The 14,134-nt window shown below is 64.3% G+C and carries 13 protein-coding genes; 11 read left to right on the top strand and 2 right to left on the bottom strand.

What is annotated here, in order from left to right; genetic code table 11:
* Window positions 1–70: 70 nt before the first annotated feature.
* Both GB927_RS00825 and GB927_RS00820 read left to right on the top strand, forming a co-directional pair.
* Window positions 71–1,573 carry a GumC family protein gene (locus GB927_RS00825; protein ID WP_256114596.1) on the top strand — a complete coding sequence of 501 codons (1,503 nt, stop codon included), beginning with the start codon at window positions 71–73 and terminating at the stop codon, window positions 1,571–1,573.
* 617 nt (window positions 1,574–2,190) lie between these two features.
* Window positions 2,191–2,826, top strand: coding sequence for a DUF1062 domain-containing protein (locus tag GB927_RS00820; protein WP_256114595.1), 636 nt, complete (start codon window positions 2,191–2,193; stop codon window positions 2,824–2,826).
* Window positions 2,827–2,951: 125 nt separating this feature from the next.
* Here GB927_RS00820 and GB927_RS00815 read toward each other — a convergent pair whose 3' ends face one another.
* Window positions 2,952–3,233, bottom strand: coding sequence for a muconolactone Delta-isomerase family protein (locus GB927_RS00815; protein WP_256114594.1), 282 nt, complete (start codon window positions 3,231–3,233; stop codon window positions 2,952–2,954).
* A gap of 9 nt (window positions 3,234–3,242) precedes the next feature.
* Complete coding sequence (locus GB927_RS00810) at window positions 3,243–4,271, bottom strand: LacI family DNA-binding transcriptional regulator (protein ID WP_256114593.1); 1,029 nt, start codon at window positions 4,269–4,271, stop codon at window positions 3,243–3,245.
* 141 nt (window positions 4,272–4,412) lie between these two features.
* Here GB927_RS00810 and GB927_RS00805 point away from each other — a divergent pair, with 141 nt between their 5' ends.
* From GB927_RS00805 to GB927_RS00765, 9 genes are all read left to right on the top strand, one after another.
* Entirely contained in the window at window positions 4,413–5,621 is a 1,209-nt protein-coding gene (locus GB927_RS00805) for a CaiB/BaiF CoA transferase family protein (RefSeq protein ID WP_256114592.1), read from the top strand.
* A complete protein-coding gene (locus GB927_RS00800) occupies window positions 5,621–6,445 on the top strand; it encodes a 3-ketoacyl-ACP reductase (protein WP_256114591.1) in 825 nt (274 codons plus the stop codon). The genes GB927_RS00805 and GB927_RS00800 overlap by 1 nt, the downstream gene beginning before the upstream one ends.
* Before the next feature lie 48 nt (window positions 6,446–6,493).
* Window positions 6,494–7,987, top strand: a complete 1,494-nt coding sequence (locus GB927_RS00795) for a sugar ABC transporter ATP-binding protein (RefSeq protein ID WP_256114590.1) — start codon at window positions 6,494–6,496, stop codon at window positions 7,985–7,987.
* A gap of 10 nt (window positions 7,988–7,997) precedes the next feature.
* Window positions 7,998–9,464, top strand: coding sequence for an aldehyde dehydrogenase family protein (locus GB927_RS00790; protein ID WP_256114589.1), 1,467 nt, complete (start codon window positions 7,998–8,000; stop codon window positions 9,462–9,464).
* 2 nt (window positions 9,465–9,466) lie between these two features.
* On the top strand, window positions 9,467–10,315 hold the full coding sequence (locus GB927_RS00785; RefSeq protein WP_256114588.1) for a Cof-type HAD-IIB family hydrolase: 849 nt from the start codon (window positions 9,467–9,469) through the stop codon (window positions 10,313–10,315).
* Window positions 10,308–11,300: an ABC transporter permease gene (locus GB927_RS00780; protein ID WP_256114587.1), complete on the top strand. Its 993-nt coding sequence runs from the start codon at window positions 10,308–10,310 to the stop codon at window positions 11,298–11,300. The genes GB927_RS00785 and GB927_RS00780 overlap by 8 nt, the downstream gene beginning before the upstream one ends.
* 65 nt (window positions 11,301–11,365) lie before the next feature.
* Window positions 11,366–12,319 (top strand): substrate-binding domain-containing protein, encoded by a 954-nt coding sequence (locus GB927_RS00775; RefSeq protein ID WP_256114586.1) that lies wholly within the window; start codon window positions 11,366–11,368, stop codon window positions 12,317–12,319.
* A gap of 62 nt (window positions 12,320–12,381) precedes the next feature.
* Window positions 12,382–13,347 carry a dihydrodipicolinate synthase family protein gene (locus tag GB927_RS00770; RefSeq protein WP_256114585.1) on the top strand — a complete coding sequence of 322 codons (966 nt, stop codon included), beginning with the start codon at window positions 12,382–12,384 and terminating at the stop codon, window positions 13,345–13,347.
* Window positions 13,348–13,350: 3 nt separating this feature from the next.
* On the top strand, window positions 13,351–14,124 hold the full coding sequence (locus GB927_RS00765; protein ID WP_256114584.1) for an enoyl-CoA hydratase-related protein: 774 nt from the start codon (window positions 13,351–13,353) through the stop codon (window positions 14,122–14,124).
* The last annotated feature ends 10 nt before the right edge of the window (window positions 14,125–14,134 follow it).

Here is a 14,134-nt window from a genome sequence, read left to right as displayed (position 1 = left end):
CGTGCGCGCCGCCCCTTATTTGCATGATGTGATTTCATTTCAGCCGAGCGGGTCTATGACGAACGCCTCCATGGAAAACCGAAATGGCGAAGGGTTGATCGACCCCTGGGCGATAGCGCGCAAGCTGTATCAGCGCCTGCCGCTCATCGCGCTCATCGCGGCCGTGGCCGTGGGTCTCACCGCCGCCTATGTCTTTACCGCCGCGCCGGTCTATACGGCCTGGACGCGCATCGTCGTCGATCCGGCCAGCCGCAAGCCCTTCGAGGACAAGAACGCGCCGTCGCTGCTCGGCAGCGAAGTGCTCGGCCTCGATACCCAGCTCCTGATCGTCTCCTCCGCCGCCGTGCTGGAACCCGTGGTCGCCGAACTCAAGCTCACGGAAGACCCGGAATTCGCCAAGGAGGCGGCCGGCGACGCGCCCGAGCGGCGTGCCGCCAAGGTGATGGCGGCGCTTGCCAAGGCCGTCACGGTTTCCCGCGAGGGCGCCACCTATATCATCTCGATCGGCGTCAAATCGGAAAGCGCCCAGAAATCCGCCGACCTGTCGCAAGCCATCGCAAAATCCTACCTGCGCGAACAGCAGCAGTTCCAGCTGAACTCCTCCCAGCAACTCGCCGAGCAGATCGACAGCCGCCTGGTCGGCCTTCGCGAGCGCGTCCGCGAGACGGAAGAGAAGGTGCAGAAGTTTCGCGCCGAAAAGCGGCTGCAGAGCGCGGTGGACGGAAGCCTGCTGGTCGGCCAGGAACTGGGCGGCCTGAATGCGCAGCTCGTGGAAGCGCGCAGCGCGCTGGCCACCGCGACGGCGGCCAGCGAGGAGATCCAGCGTTATTTCCAGCGCGAGATCGAACCGACCGCCCTTGGCGAAGTCGTCAACTCCCCGCGCGTCACGCAGTTGCTACAGGAATATTCGCGTGCGGTGCGCAGCGAAGCATCGCTGGCCTCCGGGCTCCTGCCGCAGCATCCCTCGCTTTTGAGGGCGAAGGCCGAGGTTGCGCGCATTTCCTCGCTGGTGAGGGCCGAAATCCAGTCGATCGGCGAGGGCAAGAAGGTCGAGCTCGACGTCGCCCAGCAGCGCGTGGCGAACCTGGAACGGCAGATGGAGACTGTGCGGTCGTCTTCCAATGTCGGCGAGGAGGACCTGATCATGCTGCGCGAGCTGGAGACCGAGGCGAAATCGACCCGCGCGGTCTATGAGAACGTGCTCGGCCGGGCCAAGGAAGTGGCCAACCTCGAACAGATCACCATGCCCGTCGCCCGCATCATCAGCCCGGCGCAGCCGCCGGAAGACCCGTCCTGGCCGCGCAAGAAGGTGCTGGTTGCGCTTGCCGGGGTGGTGGGCGTGGCTCTCGGCGTCTTCCTCGTCGTGGTGCTGGAAGTCTGGCGCCAGCTTCGCGCCCGCTATTCGCCTGCACCTGTCGTCAGCGAAAGCAAGGTCGAGCCGGTCGAAACCGTGGTGGTGGAAGCCGCGCCGGTGGAAACCGTTCAGGTCACGGAGACGGTCCAGCCCGTTCCCAGGCGGCGCATCGTCTATACCGGCTCGCCCAAGATATCGACCGGCTATCCCAAGCGCTGACACAAGCTCAGGCGTTAACTGTTTCAGCATTTAGGTTTTCGGGAAGGCGGTCCTCGCGGCTATAGTCGCGAGGATGCTGACTACAGTCTATGCCATCATAGCCGTCCTGTTCCTTGTGCTGACCTTCCTCGAAGGCCGGCGAAAGGACTTGCCTTGGAGCCCGTACCGGGCTTTCGGGTTGTTGCTCTGCGCGGTGTGGCCGGCGCTTCTTGTCTATGTGCTCGCCACCGCTGCAATCGAGCACTATGGCGATCGATCTTCGAAGATCGCGAAACGGCCGGACGGATTTTGAATCCCGCACACTTTTAAAGTGCTTTTGCCTTTGTTATGGCTGACGGCGAAGAGCGTTGGCGCATAGAGGTTCCGTTTTGCCGTCGTAAACACCGGTCTCATCCAGTTTCACCCTCATAGGGCATGCGGCGCGCCTTGCGCTACGCGGCCCTGTGCCATGTTCATCGGGTGGTGGTCTGAGACCGGTTTGGCATTGTCGAAATGTGCCATGCGCAGCCCTCCGGCTGCCCAGCTCTTCCGCCGCTCGAAACACCGCCACGCCGTGCCCTGACGGGCTTCTCACGACCTCAACTTGGTGAACTTCCTTTTTGGAAGACCAAGACGGTATGTGCAATCTTCTCAAGGTCCGATGGACCATCATTCCCCGCACGCCCCCGCAACCCTGGATCGTTTGCGGTAATTGCGGCGGGCCAAAACCCTTCCGGGCAAGCGACAAGCTGCGGCTCAACGCCAACGGAAAAAGGCTCGACGCCTGGCTGATCTACAAGTGCCTGTCCTGCGACAAGACCTGGAACCGCCCACTGTTCGAACGCCAGACCGTTCGCGACTTCGACCCGGCAACGCTCATCGCGTTGCAGAGCAACGACCTGCAGTGGCTCCGCCGCCACGCCTTCGACATCGAGGCGTTGCGCCACAAGGCGAAGCGCATCGACACCTTTGCCGAGAGGGACATCGACAAGGCGGTGCTGGCGGCAGGCCCGCAATGGGATCTCCTGGAGATCACCTTCTCGGTGCCGACTGCCGCCTCCATCCGGATCGACCGGTTGCTGGCATCCGAACTGCGCCTCTCCCGCACGCGCCTGCATGTCCTCTACGACACCGGAAAACTGCGGACCGATCCGGAGCGAAAGGACGCCATGCGCCGAGCACCGAAGGACGGCGGGCGGGTGACCATCGATGCGGCCGATTTGCCGGAGCGTGACGTTATCGCGCTCAACGCACGAGGAGAAAGGCCCGCCTGACGCCGCAAGACCCAGCCACAGAACCGGACCGTTGCATCCGGTTCTGTGGCTGGTGTCATGCGCTCATCTGGGGACCGGTGGTCTTGATCGCCGTTTTGAAGAGGCCCATCAAGGGCCGCCATTCATTACGGCGTGAAGCCCGCATAGGGTTTCAGGGGGATGACGTCGAAGGCGATCATGCCGGCGGCGGCGAGGGGCAGGGTGGCGAGCGTTTCGTGCACGGCGTCCAGCGTGTCCGCCTCGACGATCTGGCAGGCGCCGGGCTGGTCGCCGCGGTGCCAGATCTGGCGGGTGAAGCCGGCGGCGTAGAGTTCGCGGGCGCGTGCGCCCTCCAGCGGCACGACGGGCGCGAAATTGGCGTCGGAAAACCGGTCCGTCAGGCGGCGGGATATGACGAGAAACTGCATGTCGGTTCCTTAGCGGGCGATGGGTGCGGTGCTGGCGCGCACGACCAGCCGCAAAGGCAGTTCGCGCTGGCGCATGTGCTCGCGCTGGGCGGGGGTGGCGAGAAGGTAATCGCCGGCGATCGTGCCCATCTCGCGGGCGGGCACCTCGACGGTGGTGAGGTCCGGCGTTGTCAGCTCGGCGATTTCCAGATTGTCGAAACCGAGGATCGAGACGTCGCGCGGCACGCTCAGGCCCTTGTCGTGACAATATTTGATGGCGCCGGCGGCGATGATGTCGCTCCCGCAGAAGATGGCGCTTGGCGGCTGTTCCGCCGCCATCAGCGCCTGCATGCCGGCACGGCCGCCCTCGATCTTGTAGGCGGATTCGACGACCGGAATGTCTGTCTTCCCAAGCCCGCTCTTGACGAGTTCCTCGAGGAAGCCGTTGCGGCGCGAGGCGGCGCGGTCGTTGTCGCGGGTGATGCCAGCGATCATGGCGATGCGTTTGTGGCCGAGATCCAGCAGGTAGCGCGCCGCCATGCGGCCCGCCTTCACATTGTCGAAACCGATCGCCGCGCCGACCGCCGTGGCATCGGACGTGTAGGTGTAGACATAGGGAATGTTGCGCTGCTCCAGCATGGCGAGCGTTTCCGGCCTATGCGTCGAGCCGACCAGCGCGATCGCTTCGACGCCGCGCTCGACCAGAAGCCGTGCCTGCTCCAGCTCCATGTCGACATCGTAGAACGAGGTGCTGATGATGATCGATACGTCCCGCTCGGAAAGCCGGGTCTGGAGGCTGTTGACCATGGTGGCGTAGATTGCGTGGTCGAGCGTCGGGATGATTGCGCCGACGAGGCGGGTGCGCGTGGAGCGCAGTGCGCGCGCCGAGCCGTTCGGCACGTAGCCGAGGTCGGTGGCGGCCTTCAGCACGCGCTCGCGCACCCCGAGCCCCACCTTTGGATTGTTGTTGAGCACGCGCGAGACCGTTGCGGGGGAACAGCCTGCTCGTTTCGCCACGTCGACCAGCTTTGCGTCCAGGCGATCTGTTTCTGTGTTCACGGGATGCGGCCTCCGGATTTGTGAAATCGATTTATCAAACGTCTTGGTTGAAAATGCAAGCTTTGAAGAATATTCCGGAAAGCCAGTTGACAGAGAAATGGAAAAATGTGAAATCGATTTCACGAAAGTTTGGGAGGAACCATGCTTCTTGACGGTATCAAGGTCGTCAGCTTCTGCCATTTCCTGCAGGGGCCGGCCGCTGACCAATATCTCGCCGACATGGGCGCCGACGTCATCAAGGTCGAGCCGCTGACCGGCGCCTATGAACGGCAATGGTCCGGCGCCGATGTCTATGTGGAAGGTGTCAGCGGCTTCTACCTCTGCGCCAATCGCAACAAGCGCTCCATCGCCGTCGACCTGAAGAGCGAAGAGGGCAAGGCCGTCGCGGCAAAGCTGATCGCCGGTGCCGATGTGGTGCTGGAGAATTTCCGCCCTGGCGTCTTTTCCCGGCTCGGCTTCGATGATGCGCGGCTGAAGGAACTCAATCCGGCGCTGATCTTCGCTTCCGCAAGTGGCTTCGGTTCCACCGGTCCGCTGGCGCAGAAGCCGGGGCAGGATTTGCTGGTGCAGGCCCGCGCCGGCCTTATCGGCGTCACGGGCACGCCGCAGGGCGGGCCGACGCCGGTCGGTGCGGCGGTCGTTGACCAGCATGGTGGCGCGCTGCTCGCCATGGGCATTCTCGGCGCGCTGGTCCGCCGCCTGCGCGACGGCAAGGGGACGCGTGTCGAAGGTAGTTTGCTGAATGCCGGCATCGACCTTCAGGGCGAGCCGCTGGTCAACTGGCTTGCCGGCGATATCGAGCGCAAGGCTTTGAAGCGCGAGCGCAATCTCGCGACCTGGTTCCACCAGGCGCCGTATGGTGTCTATCCCGCATCCGATGGCCATGTCGTCGTGTCGCTCTGCGAAACCGAAAACCTGGCGGACGCCGTCGACAGCGACGGGCTGCGTGCGCTGGCCGGCAAGGACCGCTACGAGGAGCGCGATGCTTTCGCGCGGCTTCTGGCGGAAGCCACGCCGAACTTTTCAATGGAAGAGCTCGGCGAGCGTTTCGACCGGCTCAATGTCTGGTGGGCGCCGGTCAACTACTACGACCAGCTGCTCGACGATCCGCAGTTGAAACATGCCGAGGTCTTCCGCGAGGTCGATGTGCGCGGTCGGAAAATCCATCTGGTCAATCACCCGAACCGCTACGACGGCAAGGTGCCGGAGCTGCGCGTGCTGGCGCTCGATATCGGCGAGCACACGCGCGAAATCCTCGCCGAACATGACTACAGCAAGGCCGAGATCGAAGGGCTGATCGCAAACCGCGCCGTGGTCGCGGCGGATGCGGCAAAGAAGGGAGCGGCGTGATGGCTGGCTTGAGGCTCGACAAGACGGGGCTGCCGTTGCCGGAGCGTCCTGCCACGGCCAAGCGTGGCGTCGCCGTCGTCACCGGCGCGCGGCGTGGCATCGGCCGCGCGATCTGCGCGGCGCTGGCGGAGGCCGGCTATGACATCGCGGTCATCGATATTTCCCGTGATGGTGCGGAGGAGACGGTCGATGGCGTGACGGGGCTTGGCAGCAAGGCCGGGTTCTACGAGATGGATATTTCACGCACGCAGGATTTCACCAAGGTCATGGCGGCGATCGAGGCCGATCTCGGGCCGATCGATTGCCTGGTGAACAATGCCGGCGTGCAGGTTTCCGAGCGCGGCGATCTGCTCGATGTGTCGGAGGAAAGCTTCGATCGGCTGCTGAACGTCAACCTGCGCGGCACCTTTTTCTTCACGCAGGCGGTGGCGCGGCGCATGGTCGAACGGGCCGAGCCGCCGGAACACCGGTCCATCGTCTTCATCACCTCGGCGAATGCCCATCTCGTTTCGCCGGAAAAGGGGCCGTACTGCATCTCGAAAGCCGGCCTGTCGATGGCCTCGCAGCAGTTTGCGCTGCGGCTCGCCGAACACGGCATTGGCGTCTACGAGATCCGGCCAGGGCTGATCCGCACCGACATGACGGCCGACGTGGTGGAGCGTTACAGCGACGGCATCGAGAACGGCACGCTTTCGGCGATCCGTCGCTGGGGCCAGCCGGAGGATATCGCGCGCGGCATCGCAACGCTGGTGACGGGCGGTATGCCGTTCAGCACGGGCGATGTCTACAATATAGGCGGCGGCATGCAGATCCCGCGGCTTTAGCTTTCGGCATCTCAAGAAATCGATTTCACGAATGATGGGAGAGAGGACATGATGGCTCCGATCCTGGAGATGAAGGGGATCCACAAGCGCTTCCCCGGCGTCTATGCCCTGAAGGATGTCAGCTTTTCCGTCCGGCGCGGCAGCGTGCACGGGCTGATCGGCGAGAATGGTGCCGGCAAGTCCACGCTGATGCGCATCCTCTCCGGCGCGCACCGGGCGAGCGAGGGCTCGGTCGCCATCGATGGCGCCGAAATCGACAACCCGACGCCGGAACGCATGCTGGAACTTGGTGTCGCCGTCATCTACCAGGAACTCGCCCAGACGCCGCACCTGACGGTGGCGGAAAACATCTTCCTCGGCCGGCTGCCGAAAAACGCACTCGGCCTCGTCAACTGGCGCAAGGCGCGGGCGGATGCACGGGCCGTGCTGCAGGACCTCAATTTCAACGTCAATCCTGCGGCGCGCATCGACAAGCTCAGCGTTGCGCAGCGCCAGATGGTGGAGATCGCCAAGGCGATCTCGCGCCATGCCCGCATCGTCGTGCTCGACGAGCCGTCGGCCGTGCTCGGCGACAGCGAACTCGTCAACCTCTTCGCCATGATCCGCCGGCTCAGCCGCGAGCAGGGCGTGTCCTTCATCTACATCTCGCACCGGCTGAAGGAGCTTTACGAGATCTGCGACGACGTCACGGTGCTGCGCGACGGGCAGGTGATCTCCAGCACGCCGATCGCCGGCACCACGACGGAAAGCCTGATCCGCCAGATGGTCGGTCGCGAGATGAACGACATTTTTCCCGAACGCGGGACGCCGCGTGAGGAGATCCGACTGGCTGTCTCCGGGCTCAACCGAAAGGGCGTACTGAAGGACATCAGCTTCGACGTGCGGCAAGGCGAGATTTTCGGCATTTGCGGGCTGGCGGGTTCGGGGCGTACCGAGGTGCTGCGCGCGGTTGCCGGCGCCGACCGCATCGACAGCGGCGAGATCCGCGTCGATGGTAAGGCGCTGTCGGTGAACAGCCCGCGCACGGCGCTTGCCAATGGCATCGGCCTGTTGCCGGAAGACCGCAAGACGGAAGGGCTGTTCCTCGACCAGTCCGTGGCCTTCAACGTCACCATCTCGTCGCTCGGTGCGCTTGCGTCCGGTGGGTTCCTGAAGGCGGGCGAGGAGCGCGCCAAGGTCGCCGAATATATCCGGCAGATGCGCATCAAGACCCCCTCGGGCGCCACTCGGGTGCGAACCCTTTCCGGCGGCAACCAGCAGAAATGCGGCATTGCCCGGCAGCTCAGCGCCGGCACGCAGATCCTGCTCGTCGACGAGCCGACCCGCGGCGTCGATGTCGCCGCCAAGCGGGAAATCTACGACCTGCTGGTGCGGCTCACCAAGGATATGGGCGCCGCCGTGGTGATGGTGTCGTCCGAACTGCCGGAGGTGCTCGGGCTCTGCGACCGCATCATGGTGATGCGGCAGGGCGAGGTGTCGGCGATCGTCGACGGCAAAAGCGCGAGCGAGGAAACGCTGATGGCCCATGCGGTCTGGAATTGAGGAGAATGACATGACGGTTCGTGATTACAGCCACTATATCTCCGGCGCCTTCGAGGCCTGGAATGGCGAAACGGTCGAGCGGCGTTCGCCCGCGAGCGGCGAGACTGTCGCCCGCTATGCGAGCGGCACGCCGGCCGACATCGACCGCGCCGTCACGGCGGCACGCAAGGCCTTCGAAAGCGGCGACTGGTCGGAACTGAGCGGCATGGAGCGTGCCGAGGTGCTGAACCGGCTCGCCGACCTGATCCAGGAGAATTTCGAGCGGCTCGTGCGCATCGAGGTCGAGGAAACCGGCAAGCCGATCCGCTTTGCGCGCGGCGATATCAACGGTGCCGTCGGTCTAACGCGCTATGCAGCCTCGCTCGGCATGCAGATGGCGGGCACGACCTATACCAATCTCGGCCGCGACCGTACGGCCCTCATCATGCGCGAGCCGGTCGGCGTCGTCGGCCTTGTCACGCCCTGGAATTTTCCGGCGCTGATCCTCATGCAGAAGGTGCCGTTCGCGCTTGCGGCCGGCTGCACGGTCGTGGTGAAGCCTTCGGAATTCACCTCCGGTAGCACGCTGGAAATCGCCGCACTCGCCTCGAAGGCGGGCCTGCCGGATGGCGTGTTCAACGTGGTGAGCGGCAAGGGCACCGTTGTCGGCCAGCGGCTCACCGACCATCCCGGCGTGGACTTCATCTCCTTCACCGGCTCCACGCGCGTCGGCCGCAATGTCATCGAGAGTTCGGCGAAGAACATCGTCAAGACCTCGATGGAGCTTGGCGGCAAGTCGGCCAATATCGTCTTTGCCGATGCGGATCTCGACGCCGCCGTGGACGGCGCGCTGATGGGCGTGTTCTTCAACAATGGCGAATGCTGCGTCTCGGGTTCGCGGCTCTTCGTGCAGTCCACCGTCGCGGATGATTTCATCGCCCGCGTCGCCCGCCGGGCTTCGGAACTCAAGGTTGGCGATCCCTTCGACGACAAGACCGATATCGGCGCGATGATCGACGAGAACCATTTTGGCAAGGTGCTGGATTTCGTAAAATCCGGCGTCGCCGAAGGCGCGAAGCTGCTGACGGGCGGGGAGGCGGCAAAGCTCGGCTCTGGCCACTACGTGCAGCCGACCGTGTTCGACCATGTCACGCCGTCGATGACGATCTTCCAGGAGGAGATCTTTGGCCCTGTCTTGAGCGTCACGCGCTTCGACACGCTGGGCGAGGTTATCGGACTTGCCAATGACAGCCAATACGGCCTGTCGAACTATGTCTGGTCGAAGAACATCGACACCGTCATGACTGTTTCCAGGCGGCTGAAGAGCGGCTGGGTGCAGGCCAACACCATCATCGACGGCGCACCGCAACTGCCGCTGACCGGCGTCAAGGGCTCCGGCTTTGGCTACGAGATGGGCCAGGCCGGCTTCGAGGAGTTCACGCAGCTCAAGACGCTCTTCCTGCATACCGGCCCGCGCCAGCCGGTTTTCGGGAGCTGAGCATGGCGCCGATCACCCTCCTCGTCTCCGATGTCGACCGAACGCTGCTGACGCATGACTACGTCCTGCGGGACGACGTCGCCAGCGCGCTCGCGCGGCTGCGGGCGGCGGGCGCGCAAGTGGTGCTTGCCACCGCGCGGTCGCCGGAGGCGGTGCGGCCCTATGCCGAACGTCTCGGCGCGACGGGCCTTGCCATCTGCTTCAACGGCGGATGGATCGGCGATCTCGACACAGGCGAGGCGCATTCCAGCACGCCGGTTCCGCGCGACGATGCGCTCGCCGTGATGGCGGCTGCGCAGGAAATCGGCGTAGTCGCGCTCTGGTACGGCGCAGGCGGCGTCAGCACGATCGGCGAGCATCCCCTTGCAGTGCGCGAGGCGAAGATTACCGGCGAAAGCCTGCGCGTTGTCGATGCCGTGGCGGACCTGCCCGGAGAGCCGGGCAAGATCATGTGCGTCCGCGCCGATCCCGACGACGACACAGGATTTGCCGCAATGAGGCTACGCTTCTCCGACCGCCTTGCCGTCGCGGGCTCGCATCCGCGCCTGCTTGAGATCGGGCCGCAAGGTGTGTCGAAACGCGCTGCCGTCGAATGGGTCGCGCGGCATGTCGGCGCCGATCAGGCGTCCACGGCTGCGGCCGGCGACGCGGAAAACGATCTCGACATGCTTCATTGGGCCGGCACGCGGCTGACGGTCGAAAACGGCATCGATGAAGTGAAGCGCATCGCGGATTTCGTCGCTCCGTCCTGTGACGCGGGCGGGCTCGCCGTCGCCGTGGACTGGCTGATGCGCGAGCGGATGCCCATAGAGCCGATAAGCACCCCGCAGGGAGGAAGAAGGAATGGCTGACATGGCAACGCGGCAGGAAATGGGGCTCGCGCCCGGCGGCTTCTCGCGCATCGTGACGGTGCTGCAAAGCCTCGGGCTGTTCTGGGTGCTCGTGGCGCTCTGCGCCGTGGCCGTTTATCTTTCGCCGAGCTTCTTCCAGTTCGGCAACATGATGAATGTCGGGCGGCAGGTCGCGCTCTTCGGCATCGTCAGCATCGGCATGACCTTCGTCATCCTGACCCGCGGCATCGATCTCTCCGTCGGCTCGATCGTCGGCGTCGTCGCGGTCTCCACGGCCATGCTGCTGTCGGCGGGCTTTTCCATTCCGGTGGTGATGGGGATTGCGCTGGTGCTCGGCATGCTCTTCGGCGCCTTCAACGGCGCGGGCATCGTGCTCTGCGGCATGCCGCCCTTCATCATGACGCTCGGCACGCTCGTCATGGGCCGCGGCATCGCGATGACCATCGCCAATGGCGAGCCGCAGATGCTGGGCGAGGCGACCGATGCCTTCTATTTCCTCGGCGGCGGCTTCCTGCTCGGCATTCCGGTGCCGATCTGGATCTTCGCCTTCGTGGCGCTCGTCGCCTTCGTCGTGCTGCGCTCCACTGCCTTCGGCCGCCAGGTCTATGCCGTCGGTTCGAATGCGGAGGCCGCGCGCCTTGCCGGCATCCGCGTCGGCGCGGTGCTGATGTCGGTCTATGTCATCTCCGGCATGCTGGCCGCCGTCACTGCACTGATCACCGTTTCGCGCCTCACGGTCGGCGAGCCCACCGCCGGCAGCAATCTCGAACTCGAAGCCATCGCCATCGTCGTCATCGGCGGCACCAGCCTGTTCGGTGGCGAGGGCGGCGTGGTCGGCACGGTCATCGGCGCGGCGATTATCGCCGTCATCGCCAACATCCTCAATCTTCTAGGCATTTCGCCCTTCACCCAGCAGATCGTCAAAGGCGCGATCATCATCGCCGCCGTGATGTTCGAGGTCTACCGCCATCGCCAGAAGGCCTGACATTCCGCGGGCGCCGGGGGCGCCGGGATCCATGAGCAATGTTCATCAACGGGAGGAGTAATACAATGAACACCAGTCGCAGACAGTTCCTGACACTTTCGGCCGCCATCGCCGCTGCTGCCGGCACCGTGGGGCTGCCGTTTCGCAGCGCCTTTGCCGAGGGCACGATCAAGGTCGGTTTCAGCCAGGGCACGATGAACCATCCGTGGCGCATCGCCATGGTCGAGGTGAACCGGCAATATGCCAAGGAGAATTTCTCCGATCTCGAACTGATCGTCACCGACGGCAACAATGACGCCGCAAAGCAGGTGGCGGACGTCGAAAGCCTGATGGCGCAGGGCATCCAGGTGCTCGTCATCTCGCCGCTCACCGAGCAGGCGCTGACGCCGGTGGTGCGCGATGCGATGGCGGCCGGCATTCCGGTGCTAACCCTCGACCGCAAGGTCAACACGGATGTCACCTGCCATCTCGGCGGCCTCAACCTGCCGCTCGGCGAGGGTGCCGGCAAATTCCTGATCAACGCGCTGCCGAACGGCGGCGGCATCATCGAGCTCCAGGGCACCGCCGGCGCCTCGGCGACGAACGATCGCCACAACGGCTTCAAGAGCGTCATCGAGGGCAATTCCGCCTTCAAGGTGATCGCTGAGCAGAACTGCGACTACACGCGCGACAAGGCCGTGAAGTTCATGGAAGACATGGTCCAGCGCTTCAAGCCGGGCGAGATCCAGGCCATCTATGCGCACAATGACGAGATGGCGCTCGGCGCGGTGCAGGTGCTGGAAGCCGCCGGCCGCCTCGAAGGCGTCAAGGTCATCGGCATGGACGGCCAGAACACGGCCTTCCAGGCGATCAAGGACGGCAAAATGTCGGCCTGCTTCATCTACCCGTTCTGCGCGCCGGAAGGCATCCAGACCGCACACAAGATCGCCAAGGGCGAGGCCGTCGACAAGGAAATCATCCTGCCGACCGTCGAAGTCACCAGCGCCAATGTCGACCAGTTCCTCGGCAAGGGCATCTAGCAACTCAGGCGCCGGGCCGCGTCGCAAGGCGCGGCCCATGCGTTTCCATGGAAGGAAGAAAGATGGCATCCGTTCGTCACTACGATAATCCCAAGGGCGTGATCCCCGCCGTGCTCATGCCGTTCACCGCCGACCTCGCGGTGGATGAGAAGGCATACCGCAAGCACCTCGCCGATGTTGCCGGTGTCGAGGGCATCAGCGCGATCACCATCAACGGCCACGCCGCCGAAGTCGCCTCGCTGACGATCGAGGAGCAATACCGCGCGATCGCCGTCACCAAGGAGGTCCTGGAAGAGCGGGTGCCGACGATTGTCGCCGTCTATACCAACTCCACGCTGGAAGCCGCGCGCATCGCCCGCAAGGCGCAGGACGAGGGTGCGAACGGGCTCTTGGTCTTCCCGCCGGAGGTCATGGTGCTCGGTGGTTATCTGCGGCCGGAAATGGCGCGTGAGCATTTCAAGCGCATCACCGATGCATCCGACCTGCCGATCATCCACTACCAGTTTCCGCTGAATTCCAACCTTGCCTATCCGTTGCCGACGCTGCTGGAGCTGTGCAACCAGTTCTCCTCGATCAAGGCGATCAAAGACAATTGCGGCGACGGCAATCTGCATGAGCGGCAGATCCGCGAACTGAAGGCGCTGGATCGCCCGGTGAACACGCTGACGACGCACAGTTCCTGGCTGCTTGGCTCGTTGGCGCTCGGCTGCGATGGCCTGCTCTCCGGTGCGGGCTCGGTGATCGCGAACCTTCAGGTGGCGCTCTTCCGCGCGGTGCAGGCCGGCGATCTCCATGCTGCCAAGGCGATCAACGACCGGATCTACCCGACGGTGCGCGCCTTCTATGACCATCCGCTGCTCGACATGCACAACCGCATGAAAGAGGCCCTTGTCATTCTCGGCCGCTGGGACGAGGCTCATGTTCGCCCGCCGCTGATGAAGCCGACACCAGCCGAGATCGAAAAGATCCGGCAGTGCCTCACCCGCGCGGGCCTGACTGCGGAAACGCTCTACAAGAAGGTTGCCTGAAACATGACTGTACTCGTGCTCGGCGAACGGCCGGCACCCGGCGTGCTGCGCCTGACGCTGAACAGGCCGGACAAGTTGAACGCCCTGTCCAAGGACCTTCTTGGCGAACTGACCGGCCTGCTCCGCGATGCGCGGGACGATGCCGGCATAGGCTGCGTCATCCTGACGGGAGCGGGGCGTGCCTTCTCCGCGGGGGCGGATATTTCGGACATGCTGGAGCGCGGCGTTGCCTCCTATGCCGATCCCGAGCGTCTGGCGCGGTGGGCGGAGATCCAGGATTTCCCGAAGCCGATCATCGCGGCGGTGAATGGCTTTGCACTGGGCGGCGGTCTGGAACTGGCGCTGCTCTGTGACATCATCCTCGCCGCCGACACAGCGAAATTCGCGACGCCGGAAATCAATATCGGATCCTTTCCCGGCGATGGCGGAACGCAAAGGCTGCCCCGACTAGTCGGCCGGAGTTTCGCGATGCAGATGGTGCTGACCGGGCAGATGGTCGATGCGGCACTTGCCGAGCGCAAGGGATTGGTCAGCGAAATCATGCCGCTGGAGGCGCTTGCGGAGAGATCACTGGAGATCGCCTCGGCGATCGCCGCGCAATCCGTTGCCATCACACCCTATGCAAAACGGGCGGTAAAGGCGGCGGATGAGCATTCGCTGGCGGACGGGCTGCGCATCGAGCATGCGCTGACAGTCGAGGCGTTCGATACCGAGGACAGGATGGAAGGACTTCGGGCATTCGCGGAAAAGCGCAAGCCGAAGTTCCAGGGCAGATAGGGGTCCCGAG

It is taken from the genome of Shinella lacus, assembly GCF_010994755.1.
In the GTDB taxonomy this organism is placed as follows: Bacteria; Pseudomonadota; Alphaproteobacteria; order Rhizobiales; family Rhizobiaceae; genus Shinella; species Shinella lacus.
The sequence above is the reverse complement of the archived record's forward strand: the minus strand, read 5'-3'. Positions and strand labels throughout refer to the sequence as shown.